This is a genomic window from Desulfogranum japonicum DSM 18378, assembly GCF_000429945.1.
Lineage (GTDB): Bacteria > Desulfobacterota > Desulfobulbia > Desulfobulbales > Desulfobulbaceae > Desulfogranum > Desulfogranum japonicum.
In genome coordinates this window covers 81,561-101,719 of the sequence record NZ_AUCV01000018.1, presented here as the reverse complement: position 1 = coordinate 101,719, position 20,159 = coordinate 81,561, and the positions used below count along the sequence as shown (strand labels likewise).

Annotated in this window: 17 protein-coding genes; 7 read left to right on the top strand and 10 right to left on the bottom strand. The window is 45.2% G+C overall.

Annotated features, from left to right (window positions below; translation table 11 throughout):
* Nucleotides 1–58 precede the first annotated feature (58 nt).
* Nucleotides 59–1,195, top strand: a complete 1,137-nt coding sequence (locus G493_RS0109895; protein WP_028580243.1) for an NAD(P)/FAD-dependent oxidoreductase — start codon at nt 59–61, stop codon at nt 1,193–1,195.
* Nucleotides 1,196–1,853: 658 nt separating this feature from the next.
* A complete protein-coding gene (locus tag G493_RS0109890) occupies nt 1,854–3,044 on the top strand; it encodes a S8 family peptidase (RefSeq protein ID WP_028580242.1) in 1,191 nt (396 codons plus the stop codon).
* A 694-nt stretch (nt 3,045–3,738) separates the two neighbouring features.
* On the opposite strand, the gene G493_RS0109880 is transcribed toward G493_RS0109890, so the two are convergent.
* The 8 genes from G493_RS0109880 to G493_RS28725 all read right to left on the bottom strand — a co-directional run bounded on the left by G493_RS0109880 (nt 3,739) and on the right by G493_RS28725 (nt 12,745).
* Complete coding sequence (locus G493_RS0109880) at nt 3,739–4,389, bottom strand: nitrite/sulfite reductase domain-containing protein (protein ID WP_028580241.1); 651 nt, start codon at nt 4,387–4,389, stop codon at nt 3,739–3,741.
* A 60-nt stretch (nt 4,390–4,449) separates the two neighbouring features.
* Nucleotides 4,450–5,172, bottom strand: coding sequence for an amino acid ABC transporter ATP-binding protein (locus G493_RS0109875; RefSeq protein ID WP_028580240.1), 723 nt, complete (start codon nt 5,170–5,172; stop codon nt 4,450–4,452).
* A complete protein-coding gene (gene glnP, locus G493_RS0109870; RefSeq protein ID WP_028580239.1) occupies nt 5,169–5,834 on the bottom strand; it encodes a glutamine ABC transporter permease GlnP in 666 nt (221 codons plus the stop codon). The genes G493_RS0109875 and glnP overlap by 4 nt, the downstream gene beginning before the upstream one ends.
* A gap of 89 nt (nt 5,835–5,923) precedes the next feature.
* On the bottom strand, nt 5,924–6,664 hold the full coding sequence (locus G493_RS0109865; protein WP_028580238.1) for a transporter substrate-binding domain-containing protein: 741 nt from the start codon (nt 6,662–6,664) through the stop codon (nt 5,924–5,926).
* 314 nt (nt 6,665–6,978) lie between these two features.
* On the bottom strand, nt 6,979–7,530 hold the full coding sequence (locus tag G493_RS0109850; protein WP_028580237.1) for a GNAT family N-acetyltransferase: 552 nt from the start codon (nt 7,528–7,530) through the stop codon (nt 6,979–6,981).
* Nucleotides 7,530–8,642 carry a ribosome small subunit-dependent GTPase A gene (gene rsgA / locus G493_RS0109845; protein WP_051309194.1) on the bottom strand — a complete coding sequence of 371 codons (1,113 nt, stop codon included), beginning with the start codon at nt 8,640–8,642 and terminating at the stop codon, nt 7,530–7,532. The genes G493_RS0109850 and rsgA overlap by 1 nt, the downstream gene beginning before the upstream one ends.
* A 498-nt stretch (nt 8,643–9,140) precedes the next feature.
* Nucleotides 9,141–10,853 (bottom strand): IS1634 family transposase, encoded by a 1,713-nt coding sequence (locus G493_RS0109840; protein ID WP_028580235.1) that lies wholly within the window; start codon nt 10,851–10,853, stop codon nt 9,141–9,143.
* A 350-nt stretch (nt 10,854–11,203) separates the two neighbouring features.
* Nucleotides 11,204–12,745, bottom strand: a complete 1,542-nt coding sequence (locus tag G493_RS28725; RefSeq protein WP_205623660.1) for a sigma-54-dependent Fis family transcriptional regulator — start codon at nt 12,743–12,745, stop codon at nt 11,204–11,206.
* A gap of 403 nt (nt 12,746–13,148) precedes the next feature.
* Between G493_RS28725 and G493_RS0109830 the strand changes: the two genes are divergently transcribed.
* The 4 genes from G493_RS0109830 (at nt 13,149) to G493_RS33380 (ending at nt 15,827) form a co-directional block, all read left to right on the top strand.
* Nucleotides 13,149–13,514, top strand: coding sequence for a hypothetical protein (locus G493_RS0109830; RefSeq protein WP_035274138.1), 366 nt, complete (start codon nt 13,149–13,151; stop codon nt 13,512–13,514).
* A gap of 94 nt (nt 13,515–13,608) precedes the next feature.
* A complete protein-coding gene (locus tag G493_RS28720; RefSeq protein WP_051309193.1) occupies nt 13,609–14,793 on the top strand; it encodes an FAD-binding oxidoreductase in 1,185 nt (394 codons plus the stop codon).
* Nucleotides 14,751–15,245 (top strand): ferredoxin reductase domain-containing protein, encoded by a 495-nt coding sequence (locus tag G493_RS32060; protein ID WP_051309192.1) that lies wholly within the window; start codon nt 14,751–14,753, stop codon nt 15,243–15,245. Before G493_RS28720 ends, G493_RS32060 begins: the two co-directional genes overlap by 43 nt.
* 405 nt (nt 15,246–15,650) lie before the next feature.
* Complete coding sequence (locus G493_RS33380) at nt 15,651–15,827, top strand: hypothetical protein (RefSeq protein WP_205623659.1); 177 nt, start codon at nt 15,651–15,653, stop codon at nt 15,825–15,827.
* 27 nt (nt 15,828–15,854) lie between these two features.
* Here G493_RS33380 and G493_RS0109815 read toward each other — a convergent pair whose 3' ends face one another.
* On the bottom strand, nt 15,855–16,559 hold the full coding sequence (locus tag G493_RS0109815; protein WP_028580232.1) for an SDR family oxidoreductase: 705 nt from the start codon (nt 16,557–16,559) through the stop codon (nt 15,855–15,857).
* Between the two features lie 526 nt (nt 16,560–17,085).
* Between G493_RS0109815 and G493_RS0109810 the strand changes: the two genes are divergently transcribed.
* Nucleotides 17,086–18,042, top strand: a complete 957-nt coding sequence (locus tag G493_RS0109810) for a formate/nitrite transporter family protein (protein WP_084813514.1) — start codon at nt 17,086–17,088, stop codon at nt 18,040–18,042.
* 31 nt (nt 18,043–18,073) lie between these two features.
* Here the strand turns inward: G493_RS0109810 and G493_RS0109805 are convergent, their stop codons facing one another.
* Nucleotides 18,074–19,612 carry an ABC1 kinase family protein gene (locus tag G493_RS0109805; RefSeq protein ID WP_051309191.1) on the bottom strand — a complete coding sequence of 513 codons (1,539 nt, stop codon included), beginning with the start codon at nt 19,610–19,612 and terminating at the stop codon, nt 18,074–18,076.
* Nucleotides 19,613–20,159: the final 547 nt, after the last annotated feature.

The window sequence follows — 20,159 nt, the reverse complement described above, 5'->3', positions numbered from 1 at the left end:
TCTTTTAAACTGCTGGTATTGAGCCCGTAGGTTCAATGTACTTTTCCGGGAGCCGGATATGGCGGCAAAAAAAATGGTCTTGATTGGGGGCGGGCATGCCCATATGGTCACTCTTGCCCGTTTGCGCACTTTTAGCGAAAAAGGCTATGAAGTGACAGTTATCCAACCTTCTGATTACCATTATTATTCCGGGATGGGGCCTGGAATGCTGGGGGGAACCTATACGCCGGATGAAATCCGTTTTAATACCCGTAAAGTAGTGGAAGGTCAGGGGGGATGTTTTATCCGTGGGAAAGTTAGGCGGATTGATCCTGCTCACCAGGTGGTCTCGCTGGAGGGGGCAGAAGGAAACATCGCCTATGATGTCCTTTCCTGTAATGCCGGCTCGTTTGTCCCTTTGGGCAGCTTCATCCAAGGCCCCAATGTCTTTACTGCCAAGCCCATAGAAGGATTGCTGAAAGCACGGCAGGAAATAATCAAACGCGGAAAACGTGAGTCACTGGAAATAGCCATTATTGGCGGCGGCCCTTCAGGTCTGGAAATAGCAGGCAATATCTGGCAACTGAGTGAACTGGAGGAGTTACCTGCCGTCACTATCCGTATTTTAGCCGGCAAACAACTCATGAGACATCATCCTGAAAAGATAGGCATACTGGCCCGTAAGATATGTACAAAAAGAGGCATTGAAGTCGTTGAGGGCTCATACGTCCAGGAGATGAAGGGCGGATACATCACATTGCAGGACGGGAGATCCTACAGAGCAGATATGATTTTTCCAGCCATTGGCGTCAAGCCATCCGCAATATTTGCAGAATCAGGCTTGCCAACAGGGCCGGATGGGGGACTCCTTGTGAATGAATATCTCCAGTCAACTACGTTCAGCAATATTTTTGGCGGTGGAGATTGTATCTCTTTTCAGCCACGACCACTGGCCAAAGTGGGCGTGTACGCTGTAAGGGCAAACCCTGTTCTTTACCATAACCTGATGGCAGCATTGGATGGCAAACAGCTTCTCTCTTTTGATCCAGGGGGACAATACCTTCTTATATATAACCTCGGCGGTGGTGTTGGAATTTTGTGTAAATGGTTTTTCATCTTTTCTGGGAGATTTGCCTTTACAATAAAGGACCATATAGATCGAAAATTTATAGAGACATTTCAGGCTGTCGAACAGAACAATCTCCATCTGAGGTGATCGTGATCAGGTATTGTAAGTATTTTTAACTTGATTTTAGTCATATTGTGTACTTGAATTGTTTATTCCTCAATGTAGTAAATTTGCTGGACAAGTTTGTTACCCTTTCCATTCAGATAACCTGACAAATCATATTGTCAATTTGCTGTCATTTTAGGCGATTACGCAGAACGCATGTGGTAATTGTTGTATCGTTTACGTGTAGCTACTCCCAGCGGATACAAATAGGCTTGAATATTTCCCCTATTTGTAAGTGGTTACAGGGCGCCTGAGGTTTTCGCAAGCTGGCTGGTGCAGCGTATTGAGTCATACGTAAACCAGGCTGATCGCGGAAAGATCAGGTGGGCTGTGAGCAGTTACGTTTACGTAAGAAATTATTTGTTACGTCCTGGTCAGATAATCCTTCTGTTTACGAAATATTTCCATACTCTTCATAGGTCTTACCCCGTTGTATCTTCGCCATACGTGGTTGAAGACAGTTGTCCACAGTGATGGTGTTTTTTGTGGAGGTTGAAATGAATCTGCTGTGTGATTTTTGAGAGGCTCTGTAAGAGCCGCATACTCAACTTGCTGTTACCGACTTGTTGGTGTTGCGGAGGAGGCAACCCGGCATCTTTTGAGGAAAAGATGTTTTTCAACAAACAAAGAGGAGGTAGTCATGTCAGTGAATACGTATGTGGTATTGAGTGGCCAAAGTATAGTTGTTCCGACCATTGACAATCTCAGAACTGTATCGAGATCATCAGCTTTTACCCCTGTACATGAAACTGTTGAAGTAATGGAAGCAGAGTTGAGCGCCAAAGAGCGTAATGATTTGCGGCGCGACCCCAGAATTCGTGCAATCGCTCCCCCTATGCCACTGAAACTCATCGAGCCGGTGGAAAAAAAAGATATTGATGCATCGCTGTTCGCTGCCGCCACATGGGGAGTACAGGCTGTAAGTGCGCCGCTTTCTTCTTTTGATGGTTCCGGCATTACCGTGGCAGTTCTGGATACAGGGATAGACCCTTCCCACCCGTCATTCAGGCAGGTTAACCTGATTCAGAAGAATTTTACCTCAGAGGAGGATAATGATACACATGGACATGGTACCCATTGTGCAGGGACGATTTTCGGCAATGATGTTGACGGGATGCGTATAGGGTTGGCCAAGGGCGTTCGTCGGGCGCTGATTGGGAAAGTTCTGGGCCAAGGTGGTGGCTCGTCTTTAACAATAGCCAGGGCCATCCAGTGGGCGGTGAATGAAGGTGCCCATGTTATTTCCATGTCTTTGGGTATCGATTTTCCCGGTTTTGTACACAAACTGGTGGAGGAGTACGAGTATGACATAGAGCCTGCCACCTCAATGGCTCTGGAGGCATATCGTGCCAATATAAATCTGTTTTCTGAGTTATCTGCGTTTGTACAATCTCAAGATTATTTTGATGATGGTACTGTTATTGTGGCGGCATCGGGAAATGAAAGTAATAGGCCTGAATATGAAATTGCTGTTGCTCCTCCCTCTGCAGGTACCGGTGTTATAGCGGTTGGGGCCCTTGCCCAGAAGAGCAATGGCCTGGATGTGGCATATTTCTCAAATAATCAGGTGGATGTATCTGCTCCGGGAGTGGATATCATATCTGCGGCTCTTGGCGGAGGCCTGACAAGCATGAGTGGTACCAGCATGGCTACGCCCCATGTCGCAGGCGTTGCAACCTTGCTCGCACAGCGGCAGCGGCAAAGGTCAGGCAGGGTGGAGAGTCGCTCACTGTTATCCCAGCTTATTGCCAGCGGTACTACTGTTCCCCTGGTATCTGGCATTGAAGAGGAGGATGTGGGAACGGGAATCGTCCAGGCTCCAATTGATTAGGTTCACACCTGGTATGCCCTTTTCAGGGCGATTCCGAAATTGTTGAGTATGCAAAGTGAGTTCCAGGCATAGGCATGGTTTATGCCTGGAACCTGTAAGGTTTAGCCTGGCGGCAATATGGTGTATGGGGATGAGGGAATACAATCTGTCCCTGTCTCTTTTCAAATTATAAGTTTTTCTTCCGCAACTACTTTGTTGCAATCCACTTGGCAGGGTGCGCCGTGCATACCATCAGTCACTGTTTTTTGTGTTACCTGGCTGGATAATATATTGATAATGCAGTGATATTTTCAAGGAGGGAAGCAGCCCTGTTGCGCGCCAGAATAATGTACATGCCAACATCGGCAAGGTCGGGCAAGCCAAGGGGGTTGGCATGTTGCAGATACAACTTATACTGGGTGTTTTCGCTGGTTCTGGTGAAAATGCTTTATCCTCTTTTCAGCGTACAGTATTACAACGATCGATGCTCAATCCTATTACGCCGCATCTATCCGAATTCTTTTGGATGAAACAATCAGCGCTTTAGAAGCCAAAGATTCGTCCTTATTGCAACGAATGAAACAATTGCGCAATGAACAATCCTTGACGTACGAAAATCGTGGGAACCTACTTCTTCATGCAAAAAATTTCCATAAACAAGGGGTTGCCCTTCGTAAAAAAGAGCTATTACAACAAGACAAAGATAAATGAATTGTCATTCCGAAGAATTACCTGATATGAAATCTTGAAGAGCCTCTATGGGGGTGCGTCGCATAAGGCGTCCGGTTCTTTCCATTTTTCTGGCATTACTGGCATAGAATTCCAGGCATTTTCTTGCCAATGCAATAACTTCGTCATCGGTCAATCCTTCCTGGATAACATCACCTATACGCGGTACACCTCCACCATTTCCTCCAAAAATCAGCGTCCAACCTTTTTTGAGCGCAAAAATTCCTATATCGCGAATATAACATTCGCAACAATTCATGGCACAGCCTGAAATGCCGACCTTTGTTTTGGCTGGTAAAGGGATATCCATTAAGGCTTTTTCAATCTTTTTCCCCAGAGCCAGTGAGTCTCTTTTGCCATACTTACACCATTTCTCACCGGGGCAGGCCTGGATATAATGTATGCCCACAGGTTTGGAGGGCCCCTGCTCCTGTCCCATCTCCTTCCAAATCGCTTCTGCACTTTCCTTGGAATGTCCAGCAATGGCAATTCGCTGGGCACCAGTGAGTTTAAGAAAGGGAATACCATGCTTTTTAGCTAAAGCGGCGACCTGTTCAAGATATTCAGGGGTAACCAAACCCATTTTAGGTCCAGGAAGCACATGATATGTTTGTGTTGTATTGCTTTCAGGGTTCATGGATTTCTCCTTGATATTGCTCACAGTCTATGAGATGGAGCGTTGACAGTCGTTTGGTGACTATAAGATACTGCGCAAAAATTCACGGGTACGCTGGTGTTGTGGATTGGTGAATATTTCTTTTGGTGTATTCTCCTCTATAATATATCCTCCATCCATAAATATAACCCTGTCTGCCACCTCTCTGGCAAATCCCATTTCATGGGTCACGACTATCATGGTCATCCCCTCGCGGCCCAGTTGCTTCATGACTTCCAGAACTTCGCCTACAAGTTCAGGATCAAGGGCGCTGGTTGGTTCGTCAAAGAGCATGACCTTTGGTTGCAGGGCAAGTGATCTGGCAATGGCAACTCGCTGTTTCTGGCCGCCGCTGAGATGATCCGGATAACTATCTGCCTTGTCAGCCAGCCCCACTTTGCCAAGCAGCTCCCTGCCAAGTTTTTCAGCCTTGTCAGAGGGCATTTTACGTACCTTGCGAGGGCCAAGAGTTACATTTGCAAGGGCGGTCATGTGGGGAAAAAGGTTAAACTGCTGAAATACCATTCCTGCTTCTGAGCGGATAAAATTAATATCTGTTTTTTTATCAGCAACGTCCTGATTATCAATAAAAACTTTTCCCGAAGTAATGCCTTCCAGTCGATTAATACAACGCAACAGGGTACTTTTTCCGGAACCGCTTGGGCCCATGATAACGGTTACTTCTCCCTTGGAGATGGTGAGATCTATTCCCTTCAGCACCTCAAGAGATCCAAAATTTTTATGAAGATTTTCGATTCTGATCATGTGTTGATATCCATCCTTTTTTCAAGAAAATGCAGTAACCGCGAAAGGGAAAGGGTCAGCACAAGGTACATCAAGGCGACAGTCAGCCAGACTTCAAACGCTCTGAAGTTGGAGGCAACAATTTCCTGTCCGGTTCGTGTCAGTTCGCCGACGCCAACTACGACAAGGAGCGATGTATCTTTCAGGCTGATGATGAACTGATTTCCCAGTGGCGGTATCATGCGCCTCAACGCCTGAGGCCAGATTACGTAATACATGGTCTGTAAGTGGCTCAAACCAATGGATCGTCCAGCTTCAGTCTGTCCTTTTTCAATGGATTGAAAGGCGCCGCGAACAATTTCTGCAATATAGGCGCCTGAGTTGACCGCAATGGCAACGATGCCTGCAGCCATTGGAGGAATGCGCATTCCCAGGGCCATTGGAAGTCCGAAATAGATAAACATCACCTGCACCATGATGGGAGTTCCTCTAATGCACTCGATATATAGCCCTGCTAACTTCCGAACAAACCAATTTCTGGAGATCTTCATAAGCCCGGTAATTGCACCGAGCAGAAAGCCAATCACCAGACCGAACACGGTGATGATGATAGTCAGCTTTGCGCCGGATAAAAGTAGTGGAACCGATTCCCACATTACGCTGTATTGAAAATCAAAACCCATTTCCATAATGATATCTCATATAAAAACAGCCCGTCTCCTTTCCTGGTTAGAAAAGGAGACGGGCTGGTGATTAGTTTATAAATGCACAATTACGGTAACTTGCCAAACCATTTTCCATAGAGGTTTTCATAGGTTCCATCTTCCATGAATTTTAGCAGGCTGATGGAGACTTTTTCTCTTAGTTCGCTTCCTTGGGGAAAGGCAATACCGTATGACTGCCCCTGGTACAGAGGACCTACAATTTTAACTTTGTCTTTGCCCTGGTTCTGGGAGAAGTACATAAGGGGTGGTGAATCAAAGAAGACAGCATCCACTCCACCTGTGAGCAGTTCCATAAACAGGTTATCTGTGTTGGGCAGGAGTTTAACATCGTTGACTCCGTTTGTTTTGAGGTAGTCCGCACTGGTGGTTGCAAGTTTGGTTGCAACTTTTTTGTCTTTCAGGTCTTCGATGGTTTTGATGCTGGTGTTGTCGGCACGTACAAGGATAACCAGACCTGCATCGTAGTAAGGATAGGAGAAGTCCACCACTTCTTCCCTGGATGATTTGATAGTGATTCCCGCGATGGCGGCATCAATGCTTTTTGACTGCAGGGCTGGGATAAGGCCATTGAAATCCATGGTTTGCCATTTGTAGTTTAAGCCAAGGTCTTTGGCAATGGCATCAAACAGTTCAACGTCAAATCCGGTGAACTTTCCCTGAGCATCTTTGAATTCAAAAGGGCGAAAATTAGCATCTACGCCGATAATAAGGTCTTTGGCCTGCACTGAGCCGATGGCGATGAAGAAACAGATGAATGCATGCACAACAAATTTGATGATTCCTGGCATTTTTCCTCCTTGTTTGAGTTGGGCCGATAATGGCTGTCGTCAATGCTGCAACGCTGATCGGCAACGTTGCAGACTATCTGGGGCACTGTAGAGAACTGTAATGGGGCAAAGTTTCTTACAGTATTTTCTGTTGGTTGTTTTCTGCCAGCATACCTCCAGGCTTTCTGGCGATATGCTGTTTTGGTGAATATTGTCTGCGACAGGAGATGGTGACCATGAATAGTTCCTTACACTACCTTACCTGTCGCATTTTTCAAACCTGTTTACAAAATAAGATCACAAACAAGCCAGTACGCCGCAATATCATCATGTAATTATTCCCTCCAATGTTCAGGTTGATTTAAAGTAACTGAGCACACGACTTTTCCTTTCACCTGGTCGAGAATACCTGGGCAAAGTTCCTGCACCATCCAGGCTTCGGAATGTTCAGGGGGGATGGGATATGGGGCTTCAAACCCGATCGATCCAGCAGGGATAAAGCCACAACGTGGATAATAGCCGGGATGACCCAGCACAAAGACAAGTTTGATACCGTACTTTCGAAGTGCATCAATGCCTGCATGAATTAACTGAATGCCGACTCCTTGATTTTGGTGCTCCGGCAGAACCGCCAGAGGCGCTAGAATTTGCGCTGGTATATCTATATCGCTGCCCGTTCCTTCTATGTTAACATGTGTAAAGAGAATATGGCCAACAATGGTATCCTTGTCATTGGCTATAAAAGAGTAGCTGGGTTTTGCGGTGGTGTCTTGAAAAAGGTCGTTCACTAATCGGCTAATAACAGTACCTTTGTCCTCACCAAATGCTTTTTGATGTACCTGGAGAATTGCAGGCACATCCTGTTTGTTTGCTTCTCGTATGTCCATTATCTTTTCCTCTTTTTTATGGCTTTCGCTTGTTGAGAAACAGCTTTCCAGCGCTCTTTTTCCAGTCTTGAAGCGCTTTTGCTTTCCCGTTGGTGATGATAGTCGAGTTCATTTTGCAGTTTTTGATAACTCTGCAGTCTGCTTAACGTTATCTGGCCATTTGCTACCTGCTCCAGAACATTACACCCAGGTTCGTGATTGTGGCTGCAGTTGGCAAAGCGGCATAATCTGGCAGCTGCCTCGATGTCGGGAAAGGCTGAATTTTCCCCAACAGTATCAAGGCTGAGCGCAATCTCTCTGATGCCCGGATTGTCGATAACCATGCCGCCCGAGGGAAGTACAATGAGATCCCGGGTTGTTGTGGTATGTCTTCCTTTACCAACCCTGCTGCCCACGTGACTGGTCGCCTGTATTTCATCCCCATAGAGACGATTTATCAGGGTGGATTTACCAGCACCTGAAGATCCAATAAGTGCGGCTGTCTGTCCAACGGACAGCAGTGCTCTCAACTGTGAGACTGTGGCTGTGTCATTTGCTGCAACCGGGTATACAGGAACACCGAAAGCGACTGATTCCACCTCCTGAATCAGGATCGTGGGGTCATGATGCAGGTCACATTTGGTTAATATGATAACCGGTACTAGGGCGCAGTTATAGACCAGGGTAAGGTAGCGTTCTATTCTTCTGGGATTGAAATCCCTATCCAGGCCACATACGATAAAGACCATATCAAGGTTTGCCGCAAGTACCTGCTGTTTGGAAAATGCTTCGTTGTTTTTACGGTCTCTGCCGCCGGATGCTGTTCGGGAGAGTGCATTTTTTCTCATAAAAATCTGAGTAATAACCGTATCGCGTAACAGCACCCAGTCTCCGACAGCAGGAAATGACAAGCCGGATGTGTTGAAAAGCCTGCCTGAAAGGGTGGCAGGTATCTCTTGGTGCCCCAGAGTTGCCAGGTATGTGTTTTTTCTTACCCCTATAATGCGAGCAGGGCTTGTGTCGTTGGAGTCGTTTTGCAGTTGATTCTGAAAAAAAGACGACCAGCCAACCTGTTGAAGTGATGTTGGTATATTCTGGTTGTGTAGTGTGTTTATGGTGTCTGTTGAATTCATGGTTTCTTCCAAATAGTTGAAATATCCAGAGTGAATCAACACTGTTGGCTGAGATTGCATGTGCATGCAAAAAACAGAAGTTGATCCAGGTAATTAACGTGTTCTGAATGCTATGAGGAAGTGTTACTGGGGCAGGGCGCAACTATAACGCAGAGGTTCTATCGAACCAACTCGGAGAGTAACCAAAAGAGGGATTTAGAATATAATCTCTTTATGGCGTATTGAAATACTGCTCAATCGTCTGTCTGTTACGCTGCCTGTCTTCCAGTAACGTAGAGCACAAGATCAATTGAATGGGTAAACATAAAAGCTCCTTGAAATAATAAGATGTGGGCAGAATTTACAAGCAGCACAGGCGTTTGTCAACAGGAGACTGTACTCTCGGCGGAAGTAATTATAGTCGATACTATTTTACTATTCATGGCCATGAGGAGAAGGGTGCTGCCGGTCTATATTAAAAAAACACTTTACTATCCTGAAAATCGGCTAAAGCGTACACTATATATCAACGCCCAAATACTCCAAGAACAGCTTGTCTCTGGCTACTGATTCGGTGGACCATCGATGTTCGGCCATAACCGTCTGAACCGTTGTGGTTTCGATGCAGTCGAACCAATCAAGGATCTGAGCTAAAGAACGTTGTGAAATCCAGTAGTCCAGTTTCTTTTCAAGTTTAATAAGTGACTTGGACTTTCCGGGTTCTTGTATTTTGAGCCTGGCTTGCACCTCCTTTATTTTTTTCGTCAGGAAACAATGATAGCCCAGCGAAATAAATTGTGCGAATTGTCTTCCGCGTAGATTGTCCGGATACCATGTTCGTGGTCGAGCACCGTCGAGCCTTCCCTTTTGCACGGCAAAGAGTTCTTCGATTTTTTCTCGCAACCGATAGTTTTCAAGTGCGGTAAAAGTGTCCATTGCCTGATTACTGACCAGGGCGAAGTAGCCGAAGTACTTCTTTGCTTCAGCAATAGATTCGTCTTTGAATCCTACTTTCAGTCGTCCCCCTCGCCCCTTTCTGGAGCAGGTTAGATATTTGTCGATTTTCTTTTGCGCCGATTCCGTGAACTCGGTTTGCCCTTCTTCTACTTGCGCCTTCAATTCAAGCAGATCCTTGCGAAAGGCCAGTTCTTTCTTGACTTCGTTGTCTGGAGAATAATAAACATGCACATACAGGCGTCGTGAGATTGTTTCTCTTTCACCGGCTATTTTGCCATTGCGTGATCGTTGACGCACACGGCTAAATTGGTGCATTCTACGCGATGTTGCGCCACAGATGGTAGGATCAAAAGGACAAGTGCTGGACATACCGGCAATTGTTGCACGAAGCTCGTCAACTGTTTCCCGAACCCAGACAATATTTGGATCGGCTAAGGTCAGGAATTTCACATTGCGCAAGGCGAATTCCATCATGTTCTTTTGACTATAATAGCCGTTATCAGTGACAATCAGGGGTTTTTCCAGATTGAGGCACTTGAGTTGTGCCAGCGTATTTTCAATGGATATGACATCAGGAATATTTCCGGGTTGTTTGGAGAAGGCCATGGGTTCGCGAGCCTTCACGGAATATAAGGTTAAAAGTTTGATCGTGTTGAGCCCGTCGCCATCCTTATTGAATCCCCGTCGTGCCTCTGACTGGTTTTCAGAGTAGGTCGAAATGGTGGTTGAATCAAACGCAAGTACGGGAGACTTCCCCAGTCGTGCTGCACGGGCTGAAAAATACTGCTGAACGCCATCTTCATTGCGTCCAACATCCCTGAACAGCTTACCATACACATCTTCAGTAATTGTTTCTTGGTATGGAAGGGGGTGCATCACCTGCCAGCTTTCAAGGCGCGGGAGCGTGTTGCCACCTGAACCGATCCAGTAACGTGCGATAGAAAGCATCTTCTCCGCATCACCCTCGCTAAATGAAGAACGTATATCATTATCGATGCCGGAAACCCTACCAACCCATTCCAGGATATCCGTGAGGCCTGTGTGCTGACGTGTTGCATCAACAACATCTCTTTCACCTCTACGTTTTTTAGGACGAGTCGGCACAATTTCTTGGGTCCCCGCCTTGATTTTTCCTTTTAGCTTCTGACTGACAGTGTAGGTCTTCCTGGTCTTTTCGTCGTAGGCCGTAATCCGTTCATAGACGTAAATATCGCCATTCGGACGCTTTTCACGCCGTTCACCGACATGAGTTTTTCCTGTTATTGGCTTAGCCATGCATGATCCTCCCTTTAAGATGCGCGTATATATAATAATACGTACACGTTTAAAGGCAAGAAAAAAGCACGGCATTTCAACAATGCCGTACTTATAGAGCGGTACCGTTTGTTTAAAGTGGACGCTTTAGCCGACTTTCAGGTTACTATCTGACTATAATTGCGAAATTTTGAAAAAGGCATTTTTAACAAATTGTGAAAAATGGCGATTTTTGGTGTCAAAACACAGTTGTTGACAAATCATGGGAAAACGATGTTGTGTATCATGCTAATTTTACTTATCTTCTTTCTGGTCCTAACGGGTTATTTTCATTACTTTGATACGTGAGGCCAAAGTGGTAGGTTTCACGCCTAAGACGAAGCTGCACCATCTGTTCCTCTTATTTTCCAATTACACAGCTTTAGAGCTGTAATGATATTCTCGCGTTCTCTTTCTTTCATTTCTGCAAATGTGAAAACAGTTCGAGATTGGCTTTGGGGTGAGACTTGTTCTATGCTTTTCTGTTTACGTAGTGTTTGTATAGAAGAAAGATTTTCAAAAGATAACGGACTGTGGCGGGAAAGAATGAGAGCACGTTCTATAGTGTTTTCCAATTCTCTTACATTACCTGGCCAGTCATATGATTTTAGACTGTTAACGTGTTTTTCCCTTAAAGTTGGTACCGGCATCTCTAATTTCGCAGCTAACAGTTCAATAAAATGAAAGGCTAGCAGAGCGATGTCTTCTCCCCGCTCTCTGAGAGGAGGAACATTAATGGGAAACACTGAAAGCCGATAATAAAGATCATCTCGAAAGTTTCCCTCGCGAACAGACTTTTCAAGATTTTTGTTGGTTGCTGCTATTATTCGTACATCAGTCTTATGACATTTATTATCACCAATCGGTTCAAATTCACCTTCTTGTAGAACTCTTAAAAGCTTGACTTGGAGTTCCAAAGGGACTTCTCCAATTTCGTCGAGAAAAAGAGTTCCCTTGTCTGCAAGTTGAAATCTACCGATCCGATCTTTCACTGCCCCGGTAAATGCACCTTTCAAATGACCGAAAAACTCACTTTCGAAGAGTTCCCTGGGAATTGCGGCACAGTTAACCCGTACCATTGGCAGATCTTTTCTTGCCGATCTCCGATGGATTTCTCGGGCAACAAGCTCTTTACCGGTACCGGATTCACCCGAAATTAATACCGTTGTGTCGGCCTGAGCAACTAAATTCACCTGCTCCAGCATTTTCTGAATGAGTGGACTATTTCCAATAATTTCTTTCGAATCATAGATGGTACTGACCTCACGACGGAGGTATTCATTTTCTGACTCCAATTTGTACCGAAGCCGCTTATTCTCTTCGAAAGCACGTGCATTGGCGTATGCGGCCGCAGCATTGTCTGCAAAAGCATGTAATATTTCAAAATCTGCCTGTCGAAGAATTTTCCTGCTAAAGATCACCATGACCCCCAAGAGTTCTCCTCGAAAAAGCAACGGCTGACCTGCAAAACTCTTCACGGCTTCTCGTCGAGCCCAATCTGGATCCTTAAGCCAGGGAGGTGATTGATCCACGTCTGCCAGCAATACTCCTTCACCTGAAGATCCAATCTTTCCGACTTTCCTGATGCCAAGAGGAAACCTCCTGTATTTACCATTAAGCCCAATCGGTCTTGGTATGCCAGGATCAAGCGGAGTCCCATCTGAAGCTACGAGATGAAGGCATAGACGATGATCAGGACACTCATCCACTGCAAAACAGTTATCACAGATATCACCAGGCTGTTTCAGCCAGATCCTGGCAAGAACCGTGTTGGGGGAATCTGAAAGACCAGTGGTGATTCGTTGTAACAGGGTTCCAATTGATTGTTCATTTGCAACAGAAAGAGCGATCTTTTGTAAAAATTCAGTGTTCATGGCAAATACCGATCTTAAACAGAGTTATTTCATCACATGAATCCCAATTTTATTTGTTGTAATACCACGCTTTCTATCCTCTTAAAATGCGAAATATCGTTGTCTGCCAACGAAACTTCGTGTTTGCACGAAGTTTCGTCATCTCTGGTCATCTTCCATACTTGGCAAATGGTCATAATATTAACATGTTGGCAACTTTATAAAAATGGCATGTTTCTTGACTTGAAAAGAGCAAAGCGTCTCAACTCCTCCAAAGGACAAGGCGTAGAGATGGTCTGGTGGATTGCGCTTTAGTTCTTGCAAAATTACCATACCATCGCAAGTCGGCTTAAACCGGTGAGTAGTCATGCTGGTTCAAGCATTACGATAAGATACATCACATATAGGTAAGGTGGAGGTAGTCATGAAAAGGATAGTAACCATGGTCATTTCTCTGGCAGTTTTCGCCGTAGCTTCAACAGTAGTAGCTGCAGACAAGTACAATACAATTACCATAACAGAAAGACCTGGCTATTTTGAAACCCAGGGCGATGTCTTTGATATAAAGGCTGGAGAGTATAAGTTCGTAGTTATCAATAAATCAGGTAAAGACGCAGGTTTTGTTTTCAACAAAGGGCAAAACAATATCACGACAGATAAAACGAGCATGAAGGTAATCCTGCTGAAAAATGGTGAGCAAGGTGATTTCACCGTCTCTTTGCCCAAAGGAAATTATACATACTTCTGCCCTATTATCCCCACCCCTCCTTATCCCGTCAGGGTTAAATAAACGGTTGTTCCTCCTGGACTGGCTCAGCATTGAACTGAGTCGGTTCAATTTGCAGGGTAAAACATAATTATTCCCATCAATCTGGAGCGATATCATGAAAGCTGAAAAGGCGTGGTCTCCACTTCATGAGGGTGAAATTGCGGTACAAAAACGTGTCGGTGTCCTCGACGAGGTCAGCCACTGGGCCCCTCATGCGATACGCCCATTCATGCCAGACCATCATCGAGTATTTTTTCAACAACTGCCCTTTTTAGTTGCAGCCGCCAGGGATGCTGCAGGGGCTCCATGGGCGACATTGTTGGTCGGTACTCCCGGGTTTGTGCAATCATTTGATCCTAAACACTTGACAGTCGGGTCGAGACCCTTGCAAGGCGATGCGTTGGAAATGTCATTTTTTCCAGGCGCAGAGATTGGCCTTCTGGGAATTGAGCTTGAGACTCGTCGACGCAACCGAGCCAATGGAAAGGTGACGCATTGGGACGATAAAGGCTTTACTGTTGCAGTCGACCAGTCATATGGGAATTGCCCGCAATATATATCGAAACGTATCTGGCGCAAGGCTGACACAAATTTGGACAAAGCAAACATTTCATATCACACACATCTTGATGATCAAATGAAATCCTTAATCGTCCAAGCAGATACGTTGTTTATTGCCAGCGGCATCCAAAAGGCAAACCAGGAAGAAAGGAGCAGAGGAATGGACGTTTCTCACAGGGGTGGTCGGGCAGGCTTTGTCAAAGTCAGCAGCGACACCTGCCTTGTTCTTCCTGATTATGCAGGCAACAATCTATTCAACACCATCGGCAACTTGACTGTGGATTCCAGGGTGGGAGTGCTTTTTGTGAATTTTGGAAATGGCTCTATGCTGCAAATTAGTGGGAATGCTGAAATTGACTGGGATTCCGTCGAGGTCGCCAAACATTTTGGTGCAAAGAGGCTTATTAATATTCAAATTGACCGTATCGTGCAATTAAATCATGTATTGCCTCTGCGATGGAGTCCCTCTAACGGCCCTGTCCGTGAACTACGTTTGGTCAAAAAAATTATTGAAAGCGAAGATGTTACCTCCTTTGTGTTTGTCCCTCGGGACAATGGCCAATTACCGCTGTATCGGGCAGGCCAGTATCTTCCGATTGAGCTACAGCTTAGTGACAACGAATCGGTGGAAAGAACCTACTCCTTATCAAACCCGCCCGGAGAGGGAAAATACCGCATCAGCGTAAAAAAGAACCATTGGGGCTGGTCTCCCGTCTACTACATGATCACCTTTCACTAGGGGATGTCATCCTCGCAAAAGAACCGGAAGGTGAGTTTATCCTTTCTGTGGATAATGATCGGCCCATCGTGCTTATTAGCGCAGGAATCGGTATCACACCAATGGTGAGCATGCTTCATGTTCTGGCAATACAAAACCGTCGGATATATTTCGTCCATGGAGCACGCAATGGGCCTCATCATCCATTTAGAGAAGAGGTCGCCGCTCTTGCCGGCTCGAACGACATGATTCAGTTGATTGTATTGTACACTAATCCGCATGAAGAGGATGTAGAAGATCGGGATTACCATCGGTCAGGCCGTATTGATATGGGGGTTATGGAAAAATTTGTCCCTATAAACAGTGCCGAATTTTTTGTATGTGGGTCAAAAAGGTTTCTCGCCGACATGGTATCTCTTCTAACTGAACGAGGTGTTGCTGATAAGTATATCCACATTGAAAGTTTTAACTGAAAGGGAAGTTTTCTTCCCGCGTGTAGCCCAAAGCTGTCAGGCTAAGCGAGATTTGTTCAAAGAACCGGTTCGGTAAACGGATTCACTTTTCTTTGTTTGTTAGTTTTCAACCGTGACGACTTGGCGTCGGAGGGTCTCTCTGACTGAACCGTCAAATTGTGACTCGACTTTGGCATCAGTATAAAGAAGCAGTCTCCTGACGAGCGTTTTAATCGCCATGGGGTTTGCTTTCTTAAAACCGTACTCGGCCAGCTGTTGAGCAAACAGATATCCAGGAACAATCCATTGCTGCTGAAGTGCAAGCGTTTTAATCGAATCTTGATAAAAGATTCGGTTTGTTTTCAAGTGGATAAAAGGTTGGCAGAGTACTATCCCGGGAGTGGAGGCTGTGGTTCCACGGACATCGTGAGAATTCAGTTTGAGTACGACCTGCTGTCCGGCCAAATAGTTGATCTCAGTTTGAATGCATTCAACGACCAGGACACCACCATCTCAACAAGGACACTGGATGTCATTGGCGAAGGTAATCTGGTCATACGGGATCTGGCTGGGTGCGCCCAACTTGAAGTGCCCTGCAGGTGAGGAAAACGATACTTGTGAACACCATGGCTATGGCATATAGGTCCAGCCACAGTCATTGTGGTAAATCATCAATTTACTCATCCCGCCATCCACGGTTATGTTTTGGCCAGTAATGAAGCTGCTTTGCTGGTCGCATAGGAACATAACCGTGTGTACAATATCAGATGGTTCACCTACTCTGCCCACAGGGTGTTGTTGCTTATCGGCATCTTCCCATTGCTCTCCCCTGGTATCAATCCATCCTGGAGAAACAGTGTTTACCCGGGCTTTTCCGGCAAGAGTGACAGCCATGGCATGGGTAAGTGCTGTAATGCCTCCCTTGGCTGCAGTGTAGCTTTCAGTGTCAGCCTGACTCATCAGGTGACGGGTTGAAGAGATGTTCACGATACTTGCCGGTGTATTAAGATGTTCCATAAAGAGTTTGCTTAGTAGAAAGGGAGCTGTTATCCCCACCCGAAGTACATAGTTGAAATCCTGAAAGGAGCAGGTGTGCAGGCCACCCTTTGAAAGGCAGGCATTATTGACCAAGTAATCAATAGATCCATAATCAGCAATGACCTTTGCGGCAAAATCACGGAGCACCTGTTCGTCGCTGATGTCGCCAACAAAGTAGTCGTTTTCAAGTATGTCAATGGTGCAAACTGCTGCTCCTTGAGCTTGAAAGGCTTTGCATATCGCTTTTCCTATACCTTCGGCTCCACCTGTTACAACGGCGACTTTTTGTTTGGCCATATGTTTATCCCTTGAAATATAAAAATGTTATGCGCATTGTTTTTACCGGCACCCTTGAAATGGGAAGCTTGGCATGTAACTATAACTTTTTTCGTAACTACTCACAGGTGAAACAATTAAAAGTAACAATTCCCTTGGTATGTGTAGCTGGTTACCGTGTGTCTAAATTTTTCGCAAGTAGGTTGGTACAGCGTATGGGTATATGTAGGCCAGGCTGATGGTTGAAAGAGCAGACGCAGTGTGAGCCGTTATTTTTTCTCAATACCCTGAACGTGCAGTATAAAAATATACGTAGCTGTATGCGACCTGTTTTTATATTCTCCAGGCTCATACTCGAAGCAATACCGGTTTTCGGAGGCGTAATGGATTCTTTGACAAGAGATGAAAAGAAATTTTATGATCGCTTGCGGCTTTTGGGGCATCCCTCGGTATATGAGCAAAGATAAAGGCTAAGACCACATGCAAAGGCATTCTCTCTTGTTTGAAATATGACACTAAGACAAATAATTGTAGAGGTATTTGGGAAATGAGTGAGGTCAAACAAACAGCTTCCGTATCAGACAAGGAAGAACCTTCTGAGCACTCAGGTAAACAAAGCGACTTCTCAGAAGATGCCGTGCACACTGAACGTAGTGTGGAGCGGCAAATTGAAGACAAGGATTTCATACCAGTCATTGTTAAAAGAAACGATGAGGCTGTACGGCATCCTGATGATGTACTGGAAAAAGCAATCAATGAAGGCTTGGAGCAACTCAGGCGGCCTCTGCTTTCTTTTGTATTGTCTTCTGTTGGGGCAGGACTGATTCTTGGTTTTACCGTTATGGCGGTCGCTGTGATGGCCACCTTTACCTCTTCTGCGGCAAACCCACTGATTCCCAGGCTTGCAATGGCGCTCGTTTATCCTCTTGGGTTTATCATCTGTATCATGAGTGGAACCCAGCTTTTTACAGAGCATACAGCCACGGCAGTGTATCCTGTTTTGGCAAAACAGGCCAGTGTCAGTCAGCTGTTACGGCTTTGGATCTGTGTAATCATCGGTAATGAACTGGGGGCAGCCTGTAGTGCCGGATTACTGATGCTTGCCGATGATGTTGTGTTGGCGCGTGACGGGTATCTGTTCATCGGGCATCATCTTGTAGGGCAAAGTGCAGGGACACTTCTTGTAAGTTCAGTGTTGGCAGGGTGGTTAATGGCCATTGGCGCATGGCTTGTTCTTGTTTCTCCTCCAGGATTCAGCCAGATGCTGTGCATCTATATCGTTACTTTTCTGATAGGCCTTGGTGGGCTTCACCACTCCATCGCAGGCTCTGTGGAAATATTGACAGCCATATATATGAGCGAGCATTTTACATTCCTGGATGGAGCGCGATTTATAGGGCTCTCAATGGTTGGTAACCTCATAGGCGGTAGTGTTTTTGTTGCGGGCTTTAACTTCAGCCATATCAGAAAAACGCAGGAATTAAAGGATGATTTGGGTGGTTGATATGTTTGGCTACACGTAGTTACCCCCAACGTTAATACTTTTTATTACGCAGGATGGTGAGAACAAGCCATAATCCAAGTACGACGGAAATGATGTAACCTATAACGCCCAAAGCCGGATAGCCGAAAAGGAATGGCTTTACACCGGTTGTGATGATCATGGAAGAGCCCATGATGATTGCGCCGGTGATAATACCTATGGTTAGACGGTTAGAGGCATTTTCAATTGTTGTGACCAACCGTTCGATTTTTTTCAGCGTCAGGGTGATATTGAGATCGCCCTGTTCAATGGCTCGAATAATGTTTTGCAGTTGGCCAGGAAGCGACTCATGCATGAGCCACAGCTCGGCAAATGAATTTTTGAATTTTTTCCAGATCAGCTCGGGGCTGTAGCGTTTACGGGATATGGCATGTACCTGGCTGCTCATTTCTTCCACGATATTCAGGTCAGGGTAGGCAAGCCTGGCAGCACCGTCAGCGGTAATCAATGCTTTTGCCATGATAACGTATTCAAAGGGAAGGTGCAGGTCAAAATCTCGTAATATCTGCATCATGCTTAAAATGAAATGGGCGGCATTGATCTGTTTAAGCGGTACAGCATGGTATCGATCCAGGAGATCGCTCAGTTTTCTTTTTAATCCCTCCCTGTCAATGGGTTGCCCGGTTTCTCCACATATTCTGAGAAAACTGCGAACCAGGCCTTCTGTATTTTTTTCAACAATGGTTGATAACAGATCAATGAGTATGTAGCGATCTCGGTCCGTTAACCTGCCGGCCATGCCCCAGTCAATGAAACAGATATTCATATTGCTGCCTACGAGCAAATTACCTGGATGTGGGTCAGCATGGAAAAAGCCATCCTCAAGTATCTGTTTTACTGCTGCCCGCAGGCCATTCCTCGCCAGTTGTCTGCGGTCTTTTTCCTGCTGGGAAATGGCTTCTTTAAATTTTTTTCCGTCAAAAAACTCCATTATAAGGAGTCGTTCTGAGCAAAGTTCATCGTACGGCCTGGGGATGTAAACATCGGTGCCTTGAGCATGGGATCTGGCAATGTTCATATTGCCGCATTCCAGTGTAAAATCCAGTTCCTGAAGTAAGGTCCGCCTGATGGTGGCCGCAAGCTCTGGCAATTCAAAGGTTTTTAGATCCTTTGATTGTTCATCCAGAAATGCACAGACTGATTCCAGGATATCCAGGTCATGTTTCATGATTTCACTGATTCCCGGGCGCTGAACTTTGATCGCAACACGATCTCCGGATGATTTCAGTACTCCGGTGTGAACCTGAGAAAGAGAAGCTGCGGCAACAGGCTGAGGGGCAAAGGTGGAAAAGACCTCAGGAATGTCCTTGCCAAGACTTTGTTCTATGGAATCAATAATTGCTTCTGTGTCAACGAAAGGAGCGTTATCTTGAAGTGTTTCAAGCTCTGCAAGCAGTTCCTGGGGTAAAAGATCAGGGCGTAAGCTCATGATCTGGCCAAATTTGATGAACGTGGGGCCAAGCTCCTCAAGAACAAGTCTGATACGTTGATATATGGTGAGGTCTCCATCTATGGGACGTATCTTCTGCAAGACATGTCCTCCTGGGATTTCAAACCGGTTCACTATTTCATCAAAACCGTATTTTAATAAAACTAATGCAATCTCATTAAATCTTTTAAGGTTTCTTAGGTCTGTAATATTCATAAGGTTGTGTGAAGTGAATTGACGTTGTGAAAATGTATGTGTGCAAAAAGTAATCTATTAATACAAAATCATTATATAGATATGTAGAACACAGCACAAAAAAGTCAATGTTGATACAGTCTGTTTTTAGTTTTGATTCAATTCGTATTTACCTGAAAATGTGTGATGAGTTGATATAGAGAGCGCCGATTATGTATGTACTTACAATGAAAATAGGATTGTAGTTATTTCTCTATATGAAGAAAAATACATAAATACAGTGATATTGATAGCGAATAGGTCGTGAAGGAGCGAAGGATGACCAGATACTTGACAGCCGGTAAATAATACATAGAATTATCTCTATGTTTTTGCTGGATTTATTGTTGAGGTCTTTTGTTGGTGCGGGTAATACAACACCTGAATATCAGGAACAAATGATAGTAAAGGGTGT

What these genes read in the sequence shown, in the direction of transcription:
- G493_RS0109895 (WP_028580243.1), top strand. Translation starts at nt 59, where the DNA reads ATGGCGGCAAAAAAAATGGTCTTGATTGGGGGCGGGCATGCCCATATG.
- G493_RS0109890 (WP_028580242.1), top strand. Translation starts at nt 1,854, where the DNA reads ATGTCAGTGAATACGTATGTGGTATTGAGTGGCCAAAGTATAGTTGTT.
- G493_RS0109880 (WP_028580241.1), bottom strand. Translation starts at nt 4,389, where the DNA reads ATGAACCCTGAAAGCAATACAACACAAACATATCATGTGCTTCCTGGA.
- G493_RS0109875 (WP_028580240.1), bottom strand. Translation starts at nt 5,172, where the DNA reads ATGATCAGAATCGAAAATCTTCATAAAAATTTTGGATCTCTTGAGGTG.
- glnP (WP_028580239.1), bottom strand. Translation starts at nt 5,834, where the DNA reads ATGGGTTTTGATTTTCAATACAGCGTAATGTGGGAATCGGTTCCACTA.
- G493_RS0109865 (WP_028580238.1), bottom strand. Translation starts at nt 6,664, where the DNA reads ATGCCAGGAATCATCAAATTTGTTGTGCATGCATTCATCTGTTTCTTC.
- G493_RS0109850 (WP_028580237.1), bottom strand. Translation starts at nt 7,530, where the DNA reads ATGGACATACGAGAAGCAAACAAACAGGATGTGCCTGCAATTCTCCAG.
- rsgA (WP_051309194.1), bottom strand. Translation starts at nt 8,642, where the DNA reads ATGAATTCAACAGACACCATAAACACACTACACAACCAGAATATACCA.
- G493_RS0109840 (WP_028580235.1), bottom strand. Translation starts at nt 10,853, where the DNA reads ATGGCTAAGCCAATAACAGGAAAAACTCATGTCGGTGAACGGCGTGAA.
- G493_RS28725 (WP_205623660.1), bottom strand. Translation starts at nt 12,745, where the DNA reads ATGAACACTGAATTTTTACAAAAGATCGCTCTTTCTGTTGCAAATGAA.
- G493_RS0109830 (WP_035274138.1), top strand. Translation starts at nt 13,149, where the DNA reads ATGAAAAGGATAGTAACCATGGTCATTTCTCTGGCAGTTTTCGCCGTA.
- G493_RS28720 (WP_051309193.1), top strand. Translation starts at nt 13,609, where the DNA reads ATGAAAGCTGAAAAGGCGTGGTCTCCACTTCATGAGGGTGAAATTGCG.
- G493_RS0109815 (WP_028580232.1), bottom strand. Translation starts at nt 16,559, where the DNA reads ATGGCCAAACAAAAAGTCGCCGTTGTAACAGGTGGAGCCGAAGGTATA.
- G493_RS0109810 (WP_084813514.1), top strand. Translation starts at nt 17,086, where the DNA reads ATGAGTGAGGTCAAACAAACAGCTTCCGTATCAGACAAGGAAGAACCT.